The sequence below is a fragment of the Ensifer soli genome, assembly GCF_041928815.1.
GTDB lineage: Bacteria > Pseudomonadota > Alphaproteobacteria > Rhizobiales > Rhizobiaceae > JBHFEI01.
Window position 1 is genome coordinate 22446 of record NZ_JBHFEI010000010.1, and the last position, 18249, is coordinate 40694.

The window sequence follows — 18249 nt, forward strand, 5'->3', positions numbered from 1 at the left end:
GTCCGGGCGTCTCAATCGAGGGCGATGGACCCGGTCCCCGCCCGCTCCTCCTCGAACGGGAACAGCGTGACGCGGTCGCGGCCGGTGCTCTTCGACCGGTAGAGGGCTGCGTCGGCGCGGCGGATCAATTCCTCCGGCGGGGCGGTCTCGATGGCCGCGCAAAGGACGGCGACCCCCAGGCTGACGGTGACGACGCCGAATTCGCTGCCGGCATGGGCGATGGCGAGGCCGCGAATGCTTTCGCGCAGGCGCTCGGCGACGGCGAGCGCATCCTCCTCCCCGGTGGCGGGCAGGAGGATCGCGAATTCCTCGCCGCCGAAGCGTGCGGCGAGATCGTTCGTGCGCCGCGCCGCGGCACCGATGCCGCCGGCGACCTGCCTCAGGCAGTCGTCGCCGGCGAGATGGCCGTAGCCGTCGTTGAAGGCCTTGAACCGGTCGACGTCGACGAGGAGCAGCGCCAGCGGCAGGCCGGTGCGCGCGGCCCGCGCGGTTTCGCCCGCCAGGACCTGGTCGAACCAGCGCCGGTTGGCGAGCCGGGTCAGCCCGTCCGTCTGCGCGAGGTCCCGCATCCGGTCGGCGAACTGCTGCAGCGACAGTTCCGCCTCCTTCATCGCCGTGATGTCGGTGACGAGCGCCAGCGCCGTGCCATCCTCGGCGACGCGCGTGCGCAGCGACAGCCAGCGTCCGTCCGACAGCGGGATCACCTCGTCCTTGTTGGCGTGCAGGGTACGGGCCGCCGCCTCGATCGCCGCGTCGTCGAGGTCGGCCGGCACATCCTTGCGTTCGCCGCTGCGCACGACGGCACGCACGATCTCGGTGATGTGGGCGCCCTTGCGGCGCGCATGGGCCGAGCGGGGAAAAAGGGCGCGGTACTGCTCGTTGCAGAAGACGACGTGCCCCGTCGCGTCGAACATCGCCAGGCCGTCCGACATCTCGGCCATGGCGCGGGCCATGACGTTGCGGCTCTTGCGCAGTTCCTCCTCGAGCGCCTTGCGTTCGGTGATGTCGATCGACACGCCGGCAAGGCCGATCAGGTCGCCATGACGGTCGCGCAACGCCACCTTGGAGGTCGAGTACCAGCGCGGCGAGGCGCCGCCGTCGGCAAGGCACTCCTCGAAACGGTGAATCGGCGCGCCCGTGTCCATCACCTGCTGCTCCGCGCTCCACAGCGCCGCCGCCCGCTGCGGCGCCGTCAGGTCGAAGTCGGTCAGGCCGACCATGTCGGCTGCGCCCTCGCGGCCGTGGTGCTTCGCCACGTTGACGTTGGTCATGACGAAGCGGTGGCCGGCGTCCTTGATGTAATGATAGTCCGGCGTCTGCGTCAGTGCGGCGTAGAGGATGTCGCGTTCGAGCGTGAAGCGGCGGAAATGGGTGATCACGACGCCGGCGGTCGCCACCGCGAGAAAATTCAGGAGGACGATCGGCGTGACGATCTCGCCGACGGCGCCGCCGAGATGGGTTGGCGACAGCAGCGACACGAGCGCGAGCGACAGCGCGGCGAAGCCGGTCGCGACGGCGATGATCGCGAGCGGCTGCTCGACCGGCCGCCGGCCGGCCAGATGCCAGACGAGGGTGCCGGCGCCGGCGGTGGCCGCCATGCCGATCACGGCGGGAAAAGCCCCCGCTCCGCCGATCGCCAGGCGGAAGGCGGCGGTGATCGCCGTCGTGACCGCCAGCGCCAGCGGGCCGCCGAACACCTCGGCGATTGCGACGAGCGCCAGGCGCAGGTCGAAATAGACCCCCGGCTCGAGGCGCACCGACAGGAGCATGGAGGCGATCGCCGCCAGGCCGAGCGCCAGTCCCTGGCAGACCGCCTGGGTACGGGCCGGAAGACGGTGGAACCGGTAGGCAAGATGCATCCAGACGAGGACGATCAACGCGACCGCGGCGAAATTTCCCGCCAACACCTGCCAGACACTCGTCATTCCCCGTCAAAGCCCCGTGCGGCGATCTCGCGGCCTTCGTAGCACGGCAGGATTAACCGCCCCTTGCCGCCGGCAACGCATGGTTTCAGGCGGCACGGACCCCGCCCCGCGCGGCCTCGACGCTGCCCGGCATGCGGATCCGGGCGCGACGGTTGAGCTTGAACTGGCCGACATGTTCGGCAAGCAGGGCGGCGGCGGCGGCGAGTTCCCCGCTGACCACCGTCGAGCGCCGCACCATGTCGGTGTTTTCCTGGGTCATGCGGTCGATCTGCGACACGGCCTCGTTGATCTCCGAGAGGCCGCGCGCCTGCTGGTCGGAGGCGCTGGCGAGCGTGTCGACATTGCGGTCGATCGCCCCGACCAGGGTCTCGATCGCGCCGAGCGCCGTTCCCGTCGCATCGACGAGGCGAACGCCCTCGCCGACCTCCCGGCTGGAGTTCTGGATCAAAGCCCCGATCTCCTTGGCCGCCTCGGCGGAGCGCTGCGCCAGGTTGCGCACCTCCTGGGCGACGACGGCGAAGCCCTTGCCGGCATCGCCGGCGCGGGCCGCCTCGACGCCGGCGTTCAGCGCGAGAAGATTGGTCTGGAAGGCGATCTCGTCGATGACGCCGATGATCTGGCCGATCTCCCGCGAGGCGGCCTCGATGCGCTTCATCGCGCCGATCGTCTCGCGCACCACCTTGCCGGAGGTCGAGGCGGAGCCGGAGGCGTCGCGCACGAGGTCGCGGGTTTCCTTGGCCTTCGTCGCCGAGGAGCGGACCGTCTCGGTGATCGTGTCGAGGGCCTGGCGCGTCTGCTCGATCTGCCCGGCCTGTTCGAGCGACCGATCCGAGAGGTGCTCGGCCGCCTGGCGCATCTCCTGGCTGCTGCCGCTGAGGCGCGTCGTCTGGGTCAGAACCTTTTCCAGCGTCTCCTGGAAGGCGCCGATCGAGGTGTTGAAATCCTGCCGCAGCGCATCGAATTCGGGGGCGAAGGGTTCGTCGATCGTCTGGCGGATGTTGCAGACCGAGAGACGGGCAAGACCGGCGCCGAGCTCCTTGACGACGCGGGTGCGTTCGGTCACGTCGGTCGCGAACTTCACCACCTTGACCACCCGGCCGGCCGCGTCGAGGATCGGGTTGTAGCTCGCCTGGATGAAGATCTCCCGCCCGTCCTTGGTGCGGCGCGCGAACTGGTCGGACACGAAATCGCCGGCGGCGAGCCTCTTCCAGAAGGCCGCATAGGCGGGACTTGCCACATAGTCCGGTTCGCAGAAGATCGCGTGGTGCCGGCCGACGATCTCCTGGAGGCCGTAGCCGAGCGCCGACAGGAAATTGGCGTTCGCCGACAGGATCTCGCCCGCCGGGGTGAATTCGATGATCGCCTGGGCGCGCGACAGCGCCTCGAGCTTGCCCCGGTCCTCGGCCGCCCGTCCCTTCTCGGCCGTGATCTCGGTGGCGATCTTCACCACCTTGTAGGGCTTTCTCCCGTCAAGGACCGGCGTGTAGCTCGCCTCGACCCAGATCTCCCGCCCGTCCCTGGCGATGCGCCTGTACTGGCCGCGTTCGACGCCTCCCGCGGCAAGCCCCGACCAGAAGGCCGCATAGGCCGGCGCGCGCGCCTCGGCGGGATCGACGAACAGGCTGTGATGGCGGCCGACGATCTCCGACGGCGCGTATCCGACGATGCGGCAGAAATTTTCGTTGGCGGCGATCACCGTGCCGTCGAGCCTGAATTCGACGATCGCCATCGAGCGATGCAGGGCGTTGACGAGGGCCTCGTTCGGAGCGAGATAACGCGAAAGACCGGGTATCATGGAAACTCCATCGGGATATACGCGCGATCTTTGCCGGACTTATTCTAAATAATTTATAAAAAGGCGGCACCCGCCCCCTCGAATCGTCCTGTTGCCTGCGCGAGGAGGGAAGGCAACCGCAGAGGATGGCAAGGCCGACCGGCGTTCCGGCCGCGCGCGGTCGGGAGACGGCCGGGCGGCCGCCTCCGTCTCGCGGCAGGGATCACAGCAGGAAGTCCGACGCCGTCAGCGCGACGAGGCCGTTCAGCCGGAGCGCCATGTCGGCGGCAAGACCGCCCTGCACGTTCATCTGGACGATGGTGTCGGTACCGTCGAAGAAGGCACGCACCTGTCCGGTGCCGGTGAAGGCGGCGGCACCGATGAAGGTGAAGGCATCGTTGCCGGCGAGGTCGGCGCGGGCATCGATCGCGCCGAGATCGATGACGTCGAGGCTGTCGAAGTCGGCGATGCGGTCGGCGGTGGCAGCCGTCGGCCCGCTCTGGGCGATGCTGGTGAAGACGAAGCTGTCGGCGCCGGCCCCGCCGACCAGCGTGTCCTGCCCCAGGCCGCCGTCGAGCACGTCGTTGCCGTCCCTTCCGGACAGGTAGTCGTTGCCGGCGGAGCCGTGGAGCCGGTTGGCCTGGGCATCGCCGAGGATCGTGTCGGCATGGGCGGAGCCGAAGACGTTCTCGATGCTCTCGAAGCGGTCGCCCGCCGCCTCGCCGCCGGTGCCGGAGCGCGCCGCGAGATTGAGGGTGACGCCGCCGGCCGCCGTGCCGTAGTTCACGGTGTCGCTGCCCGCCCCGCCGATCAGCGTATCGCCGCCGCGGCCGCCGATCAGCGTGTCGTTGCCGTCGCCGCCGTCCAGCCGGTTGGCCCCGGCCGTGCCGACGATCGTGTCGTCGTAGCGCGTGCCGATGGCGTTTTCCACGCTGCTGTAGACGTCGCCGAGCGCGATGCCGTTGCCGAGCCCGGTCGAAAGGTTGATCACCGCGCCGGCGGCCGGCCGTTCCCCATAGAGATCGTGGAGGCTGTAGTCGACGGTATCCGTGCCGGCGCCGCCGTTGAAGGTGTCGAGGCCCTCGTGATCGCGGAAGAGATCGTTGCCGGCGCCGCCATGCAGGACGTCGTTGCCCGCGCCGCCCCAGAGCGTGTCGTCGCCGGTCTCGCCATGCAGGATGTCGTTGCCTTCGCCGCCATGCACCGTGTCCCTGCCGCCGCCGGCATAGATGACGTTCCCGAACGAACTGCCGGAAAGGTGGTCGTCATAGGCCGAGCCGATCAGGTTCTCGATCGAGAGCAGCGTGTCGCCCGCCGCCTCGCCGACGGTGCCCGTGCCCCAGGCGAGATGGGCGACGACGCCGCTCTTCGCCTGGGAATAGGCGGCGGTGTCGATGCCGATGCCGCCGTTCAGCACGTCGGCGCCACCCCGGCCCATCAGGTAGTCGTTGCCCTGGCCGCCCTCGAGGATATTCGCCTTGTCGTCGCCGAAGAGCACGTCGTCGAAGCGGGTGCCGCGGATGTTCTCGATGCTGACGAAGACGTCGCCGGCCGCCTCGCCGCTGTTGCTACCCGTCTTCAGGTCGACGGCGACGGCCCGGGCCGCCTGCGAATAGCTTGCGACGTCGCTGCCCTGGCCGCCTTCGAGAAAGTCCTTGCCCTCGCCGCCCTCGAGCACGTCGTCGCCGTCGCCGCCGTAAAGGCGGTCGTCGCCGCCCCGGCCGGAAAGCGCATCCGCGCCCCTGCCGCCGAAGATCCAGTTGGCGCCGTTGTCGCCGAGGATGATGTCGTTGAACGCGGTCCCGATCACGTTCTCGATGCCGATATAGGTGTCGCCCCGCGCGTCGCCCTCATAGCCCATGCCGGTGATCAGCGACAGGCGGACGGAGGCGGTGGCGTTCGCATAGGTGATCGTGTCCTGGCCTTCGCCGCCGTCGAGCACGTCCGCGTCGCTGCCGCCCTCCAGCGTGTCGTCGCCCTCGCCGCCGTAGAGGCAGTCGCGCCCGCTGCCGCCGACGATCGTGTCGTTGCCGGCGCCGCCATAGAGAAGGTCGGTTCCGCCATTGCCCCAGATCTCGTCATGGCCGCCATGCCCCCAGATGACGTCGTCCTGGCTGGTGCCGGCAAGCCTCTTGCTGCCGGTGTCGCTGTTGGAACTGCCGTGAATGATTGCCATTGTCCTTCTCCATCGTCTGCGGCCGGCGGCGCCGGTCCTTCGTGGCCGAGGAGATAGGCAGGCGCTGTTTCCGCGTTTTGTCGGGCGGGGCCGCAATTGTTTCAGCGGGCGGCCGGGGCGTCCCGGTGCCAGGGCCCATTCGCAGTGGTGCGACAGCAATGCCAAGGTGGAGCGCGGTGCGGTCGCCGATCCGTGCGGGCGCGCCGAATCCTGCTAGGCTCGGGATCCCGAAAGCCCCGATCTCGCCTTTGCTCCTGGAGAGCCCCCAATGACGCAGGACATGTCCGACTCGGCCATCATCGCAACGCTCGACGCGGTGGCGGCGCTGGCGCTTTACCGATACGACCTGCCGGAGGATGCGAGCGCGACGCTGGTCAACATCTCCGAGAACGCGACCTACAAGGTTACGAGCCCGGCGACCGGAGGGCGATGGGCCTTGCGCATCCACCGCGACGGCTATCACGGAACGGTCGAGATCGCCTCCGAGATCGCCTGGCAGGTGGCGCTTCGCCGCGACGGCGCCGCCATGACGCCGGTTCCGGTCGCCGGCCGCGACGGTGAGACCATCCAGCATGTCGGCCACGAGACCCTGCCGCGGCCCCGCCATGTGGTGCTCTCCCTCTGGGAGAGCGGCCACGAGCCGGACACCGGCGACGAGGAAGGCTTCGCGCTCGCCGGTGCCGTCGCCGCGCGCATGCACCGCCACGTGCGCGCCTGGGCGCGGCCGGACTGGTTCCGCCGGCACCGCTGGGATTTCGAGACGACGCTCGGCCGCACGCCGCACTGGGGGCGCTGGCGCGACGGGCTCGGCATGACGCCGGACGTCCTGCCGCTCTTCGAACGGACGGTCGACCTCATCGGCAGGCGGCTTGCCCGCTACGGCTCGGGTCCGGAGCGCTTCGGGCTCGTCCATGGCGACATGCGCCACGCCAATCTCCTCAAGGACGACGGCGCGGTCAAGGTCATCGATTTCGACGATTGCGGCTTCTCATGGTTCCTCTACGACTGCGCCACCACGGTCTCCTTCATCGAGCACCGTCCGGAGGTGCCGGGCCATATCGACGCCTGGCTCGGCGGCTATCGCAGCGTCGGCTTGCTGTCGCGCGAGGACGAGGCGGAGATCGGCACCTTCGTCATGCTGCGGCGGATCCTGCTGATCGCCTGGGTCGGCTCCCATTCGCAGACGGACCTCGCCCGCCAGATGGGCGCATCCTTCACGCAGGACGCGATCCCGCTCTGTGAGTCCTACCTCGCCGGCTTCGGAATCTAGGGCATGTCCCGTCAGGTCCGGATTGGATTTGACATCCGGAAAACGCGCTGAAACAGGGAGATAAGGCATTCCCGGTGATCCAGCGATCGCCGGAAGGGCTCCAGGACGGCGAGGAAAGGGGAGCGAGGAGGTATTTCTGCTGACGCGACGGGAAAGCCGCCGGAGATCGAACCGTTCGGATCGGGCATGACAGGACGCCCGCCGCCGTCGCCGTGCTGTGTTGCTCCGCCGGACGGTTCCAGGTTTCGGTTGCTGGTGGATTGCGTTTAAACCGCTCTCGCTCTGTCGCCCGGACTTGCAGATGTAGTCGCAGGGCGTGGCACCGCGCGGCCTCTCGAGCCGGCGGCCGTCATCGTCGGCATTGAGGAACGAGGCCATGCGCCTTTGCCTATCTTCGGGCAGCCCGCCCCGAAGAGAGCGGTCCGCATGGTCTGCTGGTCGGCAGCTGCGGATGGTCCTCTTGCCCGCCTTGCCCGCCTTCGCTTGGGCGCCTGCACGGGATGCGGGCTGCGTCAGCGATGGGCCGCCCAGGGAACGAGGCGGCGCTCCAGCCAGCGCGAGGCCCATTCGAGAACAATGGCGATCGCGGCGATGACGATGATGCCGGCGATCAGCACGTCCGTGACGAGGAACTGGGCGGCCGACTGGATCATGAAGCCGAGTCCGCTGGTCGCGGCGACCAGTTCGGCGGCGACCAGCGTCGTCCAGCCCGCGCCGAGCGCGATGCGGATACCGGTCAGGATCGACGGGAAGGCGCTCGGCAGGACGACGTCGCGCAGCACCTGCGTCCGCGTGGCGCCGAAGGAGCGGGCTGCGTTGACATGGTCCTTCGAGACGGCCCGCACGCCCGCCGAGGTCGACAGGATGATCGACGGCAGCATCGACAGGGCGATGACGGTGATCTTCGACGTCTCGCCGATGCCCGCCCAGATGATCACCAGCGGCAGATAGGCGAGAGGCGGCAGCGGCCGCAGGAATTCCACGATCGGATCGAGGATGCCGCGCCCGATCCGGCTGGTGCCGATCGAAAGCCCCGCGGGAATGCCGATGACCACGGCCACCGCCAGTCCGCCGAAGATGCGCTTGAGGCTGGCGCCGACATGTTCGGCAAGCGTCGAATCGACGAAGCCGTCGAGGGTCAGCGCATAGAGCGCTTTCGCCACCTGCAGCGGCGAGGGCAGGAAGACCGGCGACACCCAGCGCTGGGACGCCGCGATGCCCCAGAGCGCCAGGATCGCCAGCACCGTCGCCGCCGAGATGGCCCAGACGGGAACGCGCTGGCGCGACGGGAACGGCGATGTCCCGTCTGTCCTGTCCTTGGGCGTCGACACCTCGGGATCGAATTCTGCGGCGAGCGTCATGCGGCGGCGTCCTCGGAGCTCAGCGAATGGATGAGGCCGGTCAGGTCGGCCTGCAGCGTCTTGAAGGCGGCGGACGCCCGGATGTCGGCGGCGGACGCGCCGGAGAGAAGGTCGCTGGAAAACGGCGCGCGGATCTCGCTGGCGATACGGCCCGGATCGGGCGCGAGCACGACGACGCGCGTGCCGACGAGGAGCGCCTCGTCGATGCTGTGGGTGATCAGCAGGGCGCCCGTGCCGCTCGCCGCCTGGATGGTGAGGAGAAAGGCCTGCATGCGGCTGCGCGTCATCGCATCGAGCGCGCCAAGCGGTTCGTCGAGCAGCAGGAAGCGCGGCTCGGCGGCCAGCGCCCGGGCGATGCCGACGCGCTGGCGCATGCCGCCCGACAGTTCCCAGATATGCCGGTCACCGGCATCCGCAAGGCCGACCAGCTGCAAGAGCGCATCGGCGCGGCGCCGGCGCTCGGTGGTGGCGATGCCCTTCAGCTTCAGCGGGAAGGCGATGTTGTCGCGCGCGGTCAGCCAGGGATAGAGCGCGTCGTCCTGGAACACGACGGCCCGGTCGGCGCCCGGTCCGGTGACCGCGATGCCGTCGACGGTGATCGTTCCGGCGCTCGGCGTCAGAAATCCGGCGGCGAGGTTGAGGAGGCTGGTCTTGCCGGAGCCGGAACGGCCAATCACCGAAACGAATTCGCCCGAGGCGATGTCGAGATCGATCCCGGAAAGCACCGTGCGCGCGGCGGCCTTGCGCTCATGGAGGCGCGCCGGATAGGTGAGCGAGACGTCGCGGAAGGAGAGCACGCTCTTGGTCATGAAGGATCAACGTCTCCGGTTCCCGGTGTATCGTGACATCCCTCCCGGACTGAAAACAGGCCGGGAGGGGCGGGACCTCGATCAGTTGACGAGCTTTGCCGCGTCCGAGACCCAGCGCGGCGAGACGTAAGGAGCGTAGTCGGAGAGAACCGACGGGATCTTGCCCTGTTCGAGCAGGAACGCCGATGTTTCGGCGACCGCCTTCACCGTGCCGCCGCCGAGCAGATCGGCGCCGGCCTGTTCCTGCAGCGTCGGGAAGATGTAGCCTTTGAGGAGGGCAGGAACCTCCTCCTGCTTGGCGCCGGTCAGCCGGGCGATCTTCTCGGCTTCGCCCGAATCCGCCGACCATGCCTCCGGATTGGCGCGATAGGCGGCGGTCGCCTCACCGGTCACCTTGACGAAGGCGGTGACGAGATCGGGGTGCTTCTCGGCGAAGGCCTTGCTGGCGATCCAGGCGTCGAAGGTCGGGCCGCCCCAGGTGGCGACGTCGGCGGAGGTGGCGAGCACCGTGCCGGTCTTCTTCAGTTCCGAAAGGACCGGATCCCAGACATAGGCACCGTCGAGATCGCCACGTTCCCAGGCGGCGGCAATCTCCGGCGGACGCAGGTTGAGGATCTCCACCGACTTCGGATCGACCTTCCAGTGCTTCAGAGCTGTCAGCAGGCTGTAATGGGCGGTGGAGACGAAGGGTGTGGCGATCTTCTTGCCGGCCAGTTCCTCCGGCTTGGTGATGCCCTTGACGGCCAGCGCCTCGGCCTCGCTGATCAGGCCGACGAGATAGATGGTCTCGATCGGCAGTTCGCGGCTGGCGGCGGCGGCAAGCGGCGAGGAGCCGACATAGCCGATGTCGAGCGAGCCCGACGCGATCGCGGCGATGACATCGGCGCCGCCATCGAATTTCTGCCAGTTGATCTTGGCGCCCGTCGCCTTTTCATACGCGCCGTCGGCCTGGGGAACGCGCGACGGCTCGACGATCGGCTGGTAGCCGATATTGATGGTGACGTCCTCGGCCTGCGCGCGCAGCGACGGGCCCAGAAGCGTGACCGCGGTAGCGGCGGCCAGAAGGGTTCTGCGGGTAAACGACATGTCATCCTCTCCTGTAAGACAGCCGGCGGACGGTTCTGCTTCGCCTGCTTTCCCTATAAAACTGACATAGTCTACGGAATGAATATAGAAATGAACGTGCGCATTCCGTGCCGCCGGCGCGTTTCGATGCTTTTATGACGGGCGGCCGTGAGATCGATGTTTCGCGCGACGGACCCCGGTCCTCGGGCCTCGGGCGGCATCGATCGTCCGTTCGACCGCGCCGGGCGCGTCGGCGATCATTCCGCTGCATTCGCGCGGGAGATCGACCAGCGGTTCCGCGGGAACGGCAATTGCAGGTTCTCGCGCAGGGTCCGCCCCTCGTAGGCCGTGCGGAACAGGCCGCGGCGCTGCAGTTCCGGCACGACGAGGTCGACGAAGTCGGTGAGGCCGGTCGGCAGCCAGGGCGGCAGGATGTTGAAGCCGTCGGCGCCCTCGTTCTCGAACCAGTCCTGCAGCGTATCCGCCACCGTTTCGGCGGAGCCGACGACGGTGAAGTGCCCGCGCGCCGAGGCGATCCACTGGTAGAGCTGGCGGATGGAGAAATCGTTCTCGTCGGCGATGCGGCGGATCAGCTCCTGCCGGCTCTTCATGCCCTCGGTTGGCGAGACCGGCGGCAGGGGACCGTCGAGATCGACGCCGGTGAAGTCGATGCCGCCGCCCGTCATGGTGTTGATCAGCGCGAGGCCGTCCTTCTCGACGATCAGGCTGGTCAGCCGCTCGTATTTCTCCCGCGCCTCCGCCTCGGTGCGGCCGACGAAAGGGGCGACGCCGGGCATGACCAGCACATGGGAGGGGTCGCGGCCGAGCGCCGCGGCCCGCGCCTTGATGTCGCGATAGAAGGCCTGCGCCGTGTCGAGATGCTGGTGCGCGGTGAAGATCACCTCCGCCGTCGCCGCCGCCAGCCCGCGCCCGTCTTCCGATTGCCCCGCCTGCACGATGACCGGATGGCCCTGGGCCGAGCGCGGCACGTTGAGCGGGCCTCTGACCTGGAAATGCTCGCCCTTGTGATCGGCGGCGTGGATTTTCGCCCGGTCGAAGAAGATGCCGCTTTCCCGGTCGCGGAGGAAGGCGTCGTCCTCGAAGCTGTCCCAGAGTTTCCTCACCACCTCGACATGCTCAGCCGCCCGGCGATAGCGCGCCGCATGGGGGATCTGCCGGTCGAGATTGAAATTCTGCGCGGCTGTCTCGGTCGCCGTGGTGACGACGTTCCAGCCGGCGCGGCCGCCGGAGATCAGGTCGAGCGAAGCGAATTTTCGCGCGATCGAATAGGGTTCCTCATAGGTGGTGGAGGCGGTGGCGATGAAACCGAGATGCGTGGTGAACGGCGCGATCGCCGAAAACAGCGTCACCGGCTCGAAACCCGCGACCCGCGCGGACCCGCCCTCGATGCCGCCGCCGAAGACGACCGCCAGCGTGTCGGCGAGGAAATAGGCGTCGAACAGGCCGCGCTCGGCTTCCCGCGCCAGTTCGATATGGAACTTGAGGCTGACGGCACCGTCGACCGGCTGGTCGGGATGGCGCCAGGAGGCGATGTGCTGGCCGCCACCGGGCAGAAATGCGCCGAGCTTGATCTGGCGTGTCATGCAGAAGTCCTTTCCGGAACGGGTCGGTCCGCGCCCGTCAGGAGGCGAGGAAACGGTGCTGCGGCCGGGGGATGCCGAAATGCTCGCGGAGCGTCGTGCCCCGGTATTCGCTGCGGAAGAGGCCGCGCCGCCGCAGGATCGGCACGACATGGTCGACGAAGGCCTCGAAGCCCGAGGGCTGCACGTCGGGCATCAGGTTGAAGCCGTCGACGGCGCCGGAGAGGAACCATTCCTCGATCGTGGCGGCGAGCTGCTCCGGCGTGCCGACGACGAGGCGGTGCCAGGTGAGGATGCGGTCGAGAAGCTGGCGCACCGTCAGCCGCTTGCGCCGCGCGACGTTGAGCACGATGTCGCGCGCCCCTTGCGATCCCGGCGACGGCGTCGAGCCTTCCAGCAGCGAGGCGGGCAGCGGCGCGTCCCAGGCAAGGTCTGACGGATCGACGCCGATCTGCCAGGCGAGCCAGGCGAGCCGCCGCTCGCCGGCCAGGCTGTTGAGGAGATCGTTGCGGGCCCGCGCCTCGGCCTCCGTGCCGCCGAGGACGAAGGAGAGGCCCGGCAGGATCTTCACCGCATGTTCCGGCCGGCCGAAGGCGCGGGTGCGGGCCTTCAGGTCCGCCGCATAGGCATGGGCGTCCTCCAGCGTCGCCAGCGCGGCGAAGACGGCATCGGCCTGCCGCGCCGCGAGGTTCAGACCGGCATTCGACCCGCCCGCCTGGATCAGCACCGGATGGCCCTGCGGCGCGCGCGGCACGTTGAGCGGGCCCTCGACCGAATAATATCGTCCCTTGAAATCGATCGGCCGGATCGATCCGCGCCGGGTAAAGGCGCCGGTCGCCTTGTCCGGTGCCAGCGCATCGTCCGACCAGCTGTCCCAGAGCGCACGCACCACATCGACGAATTCCTCGGCGCGGGCGTAGCGCTCCTCGCGCGGCGGGAAGGGCTTGCCGCCGAAATTGGCGGCCGCCTTGCCGTCGGCCGAGGTCACGACATTCCAGGCCGCCCGGCCCTTGCTCAGGTGATCGAGCGAACTGATGCGGCGGGCGAGCGTGTAGGGTTCCTCGAAACTGGTGGAGACGGTCGCCGCCAGCCCGACATGGGTGGTCTTCGAGGCGAGCGAGGAGAGCAGCACGATCGGGTCGAGCGACAGCGGCGGTCCCCCGAGGGGCTTGTCTCCATCGAGCGACAGGTTGGTGAGGTCGGCGAGGAAGATCGCATCGAGCGTCGCCTTCTCGGCGAGTTCCGCCAGCCTGTTCCACTGTTCGGGCCGCAGAAAGCCGAGCGCGTCGGCCTCCGGCGCCTGCCAGGCGGCCGGGTGCATGCCGTCCGACAGCACGTTGAGGCCGAGGTGAAGCTGCCGCGTCATGATGCGACGCCTAAACGTGCGGGCGCGGCGTCGAGCGTCGTCCGGCGCGAGCGCTCCTCATAGGCGTCGATATCGGCAAGGACACCGGCAAGCTTCGCCCTCGCCCGGTCGATCGCGACGGGCCCGAGCACGAGACGCAGCGGCGGCGCGTCGGCTGCGAGCGCCTCAAGGACGAGCCGGACCGCCTTTTCCGGGTCCCCGTCCTGCACGCCGTTGCTGGCGCGGATCGCCCGGATGTTGCGGCCGGAGGGACCCCCGACATAGGCATCGACCGGCGGGGCGACCTGGATCGAGCGCCCGGCGAAATCGGTGCGGTAGGGGCCGGGCTCGACGATCAGAACCCTGATGCCGAAGGCGGCACCTTCCTGCGCCAGCGCCTCGGACAGCGCCTCGACGGCATGCTTGGTCGCGGCATAGTAGCCGGCGCCCGGATTGGCGGAGAGGCCGGCGATCGAGGAGAGATTGACGATCCGGCCGAAACCCCGCCGGCGGAAGCCGGGCAGCACCGCGCGCGTCACGGCGGCGAGGCCGAACACATTGGTGTCGAACACGGCGCGGATATCGGCGTCGATGCCCTCCTCGATCGCACCGAAATAGCCGTAGCCGGCATTGTTGACGAGGATGTCGATGCGGCCGAAGCGGCTCTCCGCCTCCTGCACCGCGCGGGTGATCGCCGCTCCATCGGTCACGTCGAGCGGAAGCGACAGGACCCGGTCGCCATGGCCGGTCCACAGGTCGCGGAGCTGCGCCGGATTGCGCGCGGTCGCCACGACGCGATGGCCGAGCGCCAGCGCCTGATCGACGAAGATGCGGCCGAAGCCGGTGGAGGCGCCGGTGACGAACCAGACGGCGTCGTTCGGAAGTGTCATGGAAATTTCCTCGATTGTCCGGAGGGAGGCGGCGGCTCAGCCGCGCGCCCGTTTCGGCAGGCCGGTCGCGGGCTGGCCGGCAAAGGCGCCGCGATAGGCGGCGGCAGGGTGGCGGTCGTTGAGCGTGGGGCCGCTGTCGTCGAACAGACGCTCGCGCAACGTGCCGTCCGCGTATTCGGACTGGGCGAGGCCACGCTGTTGAAGAAGTGGCGTGACGTGATCGACGAAATCGACATAGGTGGCGGGCGAGGTCTGGTAGATCAGGTTGACGCCGTCGACGCCGGCATCGCGCCATTCCTGCAACGTGTCGGCGATCGAGTCCGGCGTGCCGACGATGCGGGTGTTGTAGGCGAGCGCATTGGCGAGGTCGCGCACCCGCGGCTTCTGGCCGGGAAACGCCTCCTCGTAATAGGCGACATAGCCCTGCACCCCCTCGATCTCCAGTTCCGAGACCGGGCGGTCCGGGTCGAGCAGGCCGAGATCGATGCCGAGGTCGCGGCTGATATGGGCGAGATTGCCATCGGTGCTGGCATAGTCGTCGAGGTCGCGCGCCTTGCGCTTCGCCTCGTCGATGGTCGAGCCGACCACGAAGGAAAGGCCTTGGATGTATTTGAGGTCGCCGGCCTTGCGGCCCGCCGCCTCGACCTGCGCATTGACCGTTTCCACCAGCTTGCGGGCGCTCTCAGGGTTGAGGCTCATGATGAAGGTGCCTTCGGCATTGGCGGCGGCGAAGGCGCGACCGGCCTTCGACGAGCCGGCCTGGAAGAGGACCGGCGTGCGCTGGCGCGACGGCTGCGTCAGATGCGGGCCGAGCACCTTGTAGCGCTTGCTGTCGTGATGGATGCGGTGGACCTTCGAGGGATCGGCATAGAGGTTCGCCGCGCGATCGGCGATGACGGCGCCCTCGTCCCAGGAGCCTTCCCAGAGCTTGTAGACGACATCGACATATTCCGCCGCCCAGGCATAGCGCTCGTCATGCGGCACGATCCGGTCGAAACCGAAATTCTGCGCGGCATTGTGGCTGACCGAGGTGACGATGTTCCAGCCGATCCGGCCCTTGCTCAGGTGATCGAGCGTCGAGACGCGGCGGGCGAAGCTGAAGGGATGGTCCTGCAGGATCGAGGAGGTGAAGGTGAGGCCGATGTTCCTCGTCGCATGGATCAGCGCGCCGATCAGCGTCGAGGAATCGTTGACCGGTATCTGCACCGCCTCCCTGACGAAGGTGTCCCAGCTTCCCCTGTAGATCGGATCGACGCCGATGACGTCGGCGACGAAGAAATTGTCGAATTTTCCGCGCTCGAACACCTTCAGCACGTCGACCCAATAGTCGAGGTCGTTGAACTCGGCCTGACGTGCTTGCGGATGGCGCCAGAGGCCGTGATAGATGTGCGAGACGACATTCATCGAGAAGCCGTTGAAGATCAGGCGCTTCGTCATTGCGTACCTCGTTTCAGATCTTGACGGTTGCCGGCGGCGCCCGTCCGTTCAGCCGGTAGTCGCCGATGAAGCGGAACTTGTAGGCGAGCGGGTCGTGCGTCGTGTGGGTGCGGGCGTTGCGCCAGTGCCGGTCGAGGTTGAGCGACCGGTCGGTGCCCGACGCATTGGCGACCTCGTAGAGTTTCTCGCCGTTCTTCAGCGCCGCGCGCGTGGTGACGATCTTCGCCTCGGCGACGGCGATCGAGGCCTCGGAGAGATCGGCCTCGGTGACCGTGCCCGCATGAAAGCGTTCGCAGGCGCGATCGACGATCCCGGCTGCCCGCAGCGTGATCGCCTCGGCGACGACGGATTCGGTGCTGAGGTCGCCGATGGCGGCGAGCACGTAAGGGTCTTCGACGGCGGCGGCGACGCCGGATTCCCGTAAGGTTCGCCCGTGTCGGCGGGCAAGCTCCAGCGCATCCTCGTAAGCCGCGCGGGCAATGCCCGCATCGATCGCCACGTGCAGGAGTTGGGCGGCGGCCTGCACATGCCAGCGGCGTTCGGCAGCCGGCGGGGCGAAAAACACCTCGTCCCCGGAGACCGCCACATCGTTCAGCGCCACGGTGCCCGAAGCCGTCGTGCGCTGGCCCATGCCGTTCCAGTCGTCCTCGATGACGAGGCCGGCGCGGTTCGCGGGAATGACGATGGTGGCGATGCGGTCGTCCTCGGCCCGCGCGGTGATCATGAGGTCTTCGGCAAAGAGGCTGCCGGTCGCATAGTATTTCCGGCCGCGCAGGCGATAGCCTTGCGCCGTGCGCAACAGCCGCGAGCCGATGTCGCCGTAAAAGGCGACATGGCGCTCGGCCACCGCATTGGTGATCATCCCGCCTGCAAGAACATGGTCGAAGATCCGCCGGCGGATCGGCTCCGGCGCGTCGATGCGCAGGATCTCGATGATGGCGGTGTGTGCCTGGATCGCCTGGCCGATGTTCGGATCGGCGCGCGACAGGTCGTAGAAGATGCGCGCCACATCCGTCCAAGGAAGATCCGGCCCGCCATGGCTTGCCGGAATGCGCGCGGAGAGGATGCCGCTCGCCTTCAGCGCGGCAAGCTCCTCGTGCGGGATGATGCGGTCGAGGTCGCGTTTCGCCGCATCGACGCGGAACTGGTCGCGCAGCGTCTTCGCGACCGCCACCAGCGCCTCCCCCTTTGCGGGAGAAGCGCCAGGTGCGGCACGCCGGAGGGTGGCGCTGGTCATTCCGCCGCCTCGGCGAAGCGCTTGGCCGGCTCAAGGCTCGCCTTGCCGAGCCCGAGATGGCCGCGCAGCGTGTCGGCGGTGTAGTCCTTGCGGAAGAGATCGCGGCGCTGCAGTTCCGGTACGACGAGATCGACGAACTCCTCGTAGGCGCCCGGCGAATAGCCGGACGAGATGATGAAGCCGTCGGCCTCCTCGCCCCTGAAGCTCGCCTCGATCTCGTCGGCGACCTGCGACGCCGTGCCGACGATGTGCGGCAGAAGCACGCCTTGCGCATAGAGCTTGCCGATGTCCCGCAGCGTCAGGTTGCCCTTGACCGTCAGCCGGCGGGCGACGTCGAAGATGCCCTGGCAACCCGGCACAGAGTTGAGGTCCGCGATCGGATCGTCGAGATTGTACTGCGAGAAATCGTGGTCGGTGTGGGCGGACAAGGTGATCAGGCCCGAGACCGGATCGGCGAGCTCGTTGTGGTAGGCCTGCTTTTCCCGCGCGATCGCCTCGGTCTCGCCGACGAAGGCGATGAAGGAGGGGAAGATCTTGATCTCATACGGATCGCGGCCGAAATTGACCGCGCGCGATTTCAGGTCCTTGTAATAGGCCTTGCGGCCCTCGGATGTCGGATCGATCTCGAAGACGATCTCGGCCCAGCGCGCGGCGAAATCCTTGCCGCGGCTCGACGAGCCCGCCTGCATGATGGCGGGGCGTGCCTGCGGCGAGCGCGGCACGTTGAGCGGTCCGCGCGTCCTGAAGAAGGTGCCGTCATGATCGGCCCGCTTGATCTTCGAGGGATCGGCGAAGAGGCCGCTCGCCTTGTCCTGCACAAGCGATCCTTCGCCCCAGCTGTCCCAGAGCTTGAAGCTTGCCTCGAGAAATTCCTCGGCGCGCTCGTAGCGGATATTGTGGTCGAGGTGTTCGTCGAAGCCGAAATTCTGCGCCTCGGCCTGGTTGAGCGAGGTGACGACGTTCCAGGCGACGCGGCCGCGCGACAGGTGGTCGAGCGTGGCGAAGGTGCGGGCGACGTCATAGGGCGGATAGTAGGAGGTGGAGCGCGTCAGCCCGAGGCCGAGCTTCTTCGTCGCCGCCGCCATCACCGCGACGACGAAGGCCGGGTCGAGCGAGGCGACGGCCTGCGTGCCGCGCTTCAGCGCCTCGGAAATGTCGTCGCCGTAGCGGCCGGGGATCGCCAGCAGGTCGGCGAAGAAGACGAAGTCGAACTTGCCCTTCTCGGCGATGCGGGCGAGGTTCTGGTAATACTCCGGCGTGAGGAAGCCGGGATCCTGGCGCGGATGGCGCCACTGCGCATGGCTGTGCGTGAGATGCGAGGCCCAGAGGAAGCCGGCGAGATGCAGGTGCTTGCCCATG

General features: G+C 68.3%; 13 protein-coding genes. 1 reads left to right on the plus strand and 12 read right to left on the minus strand.

Translation table 11 applies throughout. The annotated features are described in order from the left end of the window. Positions 1 to 11: 11 nt before the first annotated feature. The 3 genes from ACEVQ6_RS15855 to ACEVQ6_RS15865 all read right to left on the minus strand — a co-directional run bounded on the left by ACEVQ6_RS15855 (position 12) and on the right by ACEVQ6_RS15865 (position 5875). Entirely contained in the window at positions 12 to 1925 is a 1914-nt protein-coding gene (locus tag ACEVQ6_RS15855; RefSeq protein ID WP_374890000.1) for a diguanylate cyclase, read from the minus strand. Positions 1926 to 2010: 85 nt separating this feature from the next. Beyond that, positions 2011 to 3720, minus strand: a complete 1710-nt coding sequence (locus ACEVQ6_RS15860; protein WP_374890001.1) for a methyl-accepting chemotaxis protein — start codon at positions 3718 to 3720, stop codon at positions 2011 to 2013. Positions 3721 to 3922: 202 nt separating this feature from the next. After that, positions 3923 to 5875: a calcium-binding protein gene (locus ACEVQ6_RS15865; RefSeq protein ID WP_374890002.1), complete on the minus strand. Its 1953-nt coding sequence runs from the start codon at positions 5873 to 5875 to the stop codon at positions 3923 to 3925. A gap of 268 nt (positions 5876 to 6143) precedes the next feature. On the opposite strand from ACEVQ6_RS15865, the gene ACEVQ6_RS15870 reads away from it, so the two are divergent. After that, entirely contained in the window at positions 6144 to 7145 is a 1002-nt protein-coding gene (locus ACEVQ6_RS15870; protein WP_374890003.1) for a phosphotransferase enzyme family protein, read from the plus strand. A gap of 512 nt (positions 7146 to 7657) precedes the next feature. Here ACEVQ6_RS15870 and ACEVQ6_RS15875 read toward each other — a convergent pair. The 9 genes from ACEVQ6_RS15875 to ACEVQ6_RS15915 form a co-directional block, all read right to left on the minus strand. Next, positions 7658 to 8506, minus strand: a complete 849-nt coding sequence (locus tag ACEVQ6_RS15875; protein WP_374890004.1) for an ABC transporter permease subunit — start codon at positions 8504 to 8506, stop codon at positions 7658 to 7660. Beyond that, the gene (locus tag ACEVQ6_RS15880; RefSeq protein WP_374890005.1) at positions 8503 to 9315 is read right to left on the minus strand and encodes a taurine ABC transporter ATP-binding protein; all 813 of its coding nucleotides are present in this window, start codon (positions 9313 to 9315) and stop codon (positions 8503 to 8505) included. Before ACEVQ6_RS15880 ends, ACEVQ6_RS15875 begins: the two co-directional genes overlap by 4 nt. An 81-nt stretch (positions 9316 to 9396) precedes the next feature. After that, positions 9397 to 10401, minus strand: coding sequence for a taurine ABC transporter substrate-binding protein (tauA, locus tag ACEVQ6_RS15885; protein ID WP_374890006.1), 1005 nt, complete (start codon positions 10399 to 10401; stop codon positions 9397 to 9399). A 236-nt stretch (positions 10402 to 10637) separates the two neighbouring features. Next, complete coding sequence (locus ACEVQ6_RS15890; RefSeq protein WP_374890007.1) at positions 10638 to 11984, minus strand: LLM class flavin-dependent oxidoreductase; 1347 nt, start codon at positions 11982 to 11984, stop codon at positions 10638 to 10640. Between the two features lie 37 nt (positions 11985 to 12021). After that, the gene (locus ACEVQ6_RS15895) at positions 12022 to 13347 is read right to left on the minus strand and encodes an LLM class flavin-dependent oxidoreductase (protein ID WP_374890008.1); all 1326 of its coding nucleotides are present in this window, start codon (positions 13345 to 13347) and stop codon (positions 12022 to 12024) included. Continuing rightward, entirely contained in the window at positions 13344 to 14216 is an 873-nt protein-coding gene (locus tag ACEVQ6_RS15900) for an oxidoreductase (RefSeq protein WP_374890009.1), read from the minus strand. Before ACEVQ6_RS15900 ends, ACEVQ6_RS15895 begins: the two co-directional genes overlap by 4 nt. Before the next feature lie 36 nt (positions 14217 to 14252). Next, positions 14253 to 15653, minus strand: coding sequence for an NtaA/DmoA family FMN-dependent monooxygenase (locus ACEVQ6_RS15905; protein WP_374890010.1), 1401 nt, complete (start codon positions 15651 to 15653; stop codon positions 14253 to 14255). A 13-nt stretch (positions 15654 to 15666) separates the two neighbouring features. Next, the gene (locus tag ACEVQ6_RS15910) at positions 15667 to 16890 is read right to left on the minus strand and encodes an acyl-CoA dehydrogenase family protein (RefSeq protein ID WP_374890011.1); all 1224 of its coding nucleotides are present in this window, start codon (positions 16888 to 16890) and stop codon (positions 15667 to 15669) included. Then, positions 16887 to 18248 carry an LLM class flavin-dependent oxidoreductase gene (locus ACEVQ6_RS15915; RefSeq protein ID WP_374890012.1) on the minus strand — a complete coding sequence of 454 codons (1362 nt, stop codon included), beginning with the start codon at positions 18246 to 18248 and terminating at the stop codon, positions 16887 to 16889. The genes ACEVQ6_RS15910 and ACEVQ6_RS15915 overlap by 4 nt, the downstream gene beginning before the upstream one ends. Between the last annotated feature and the right edge of the window lies 1 nt (position 18249).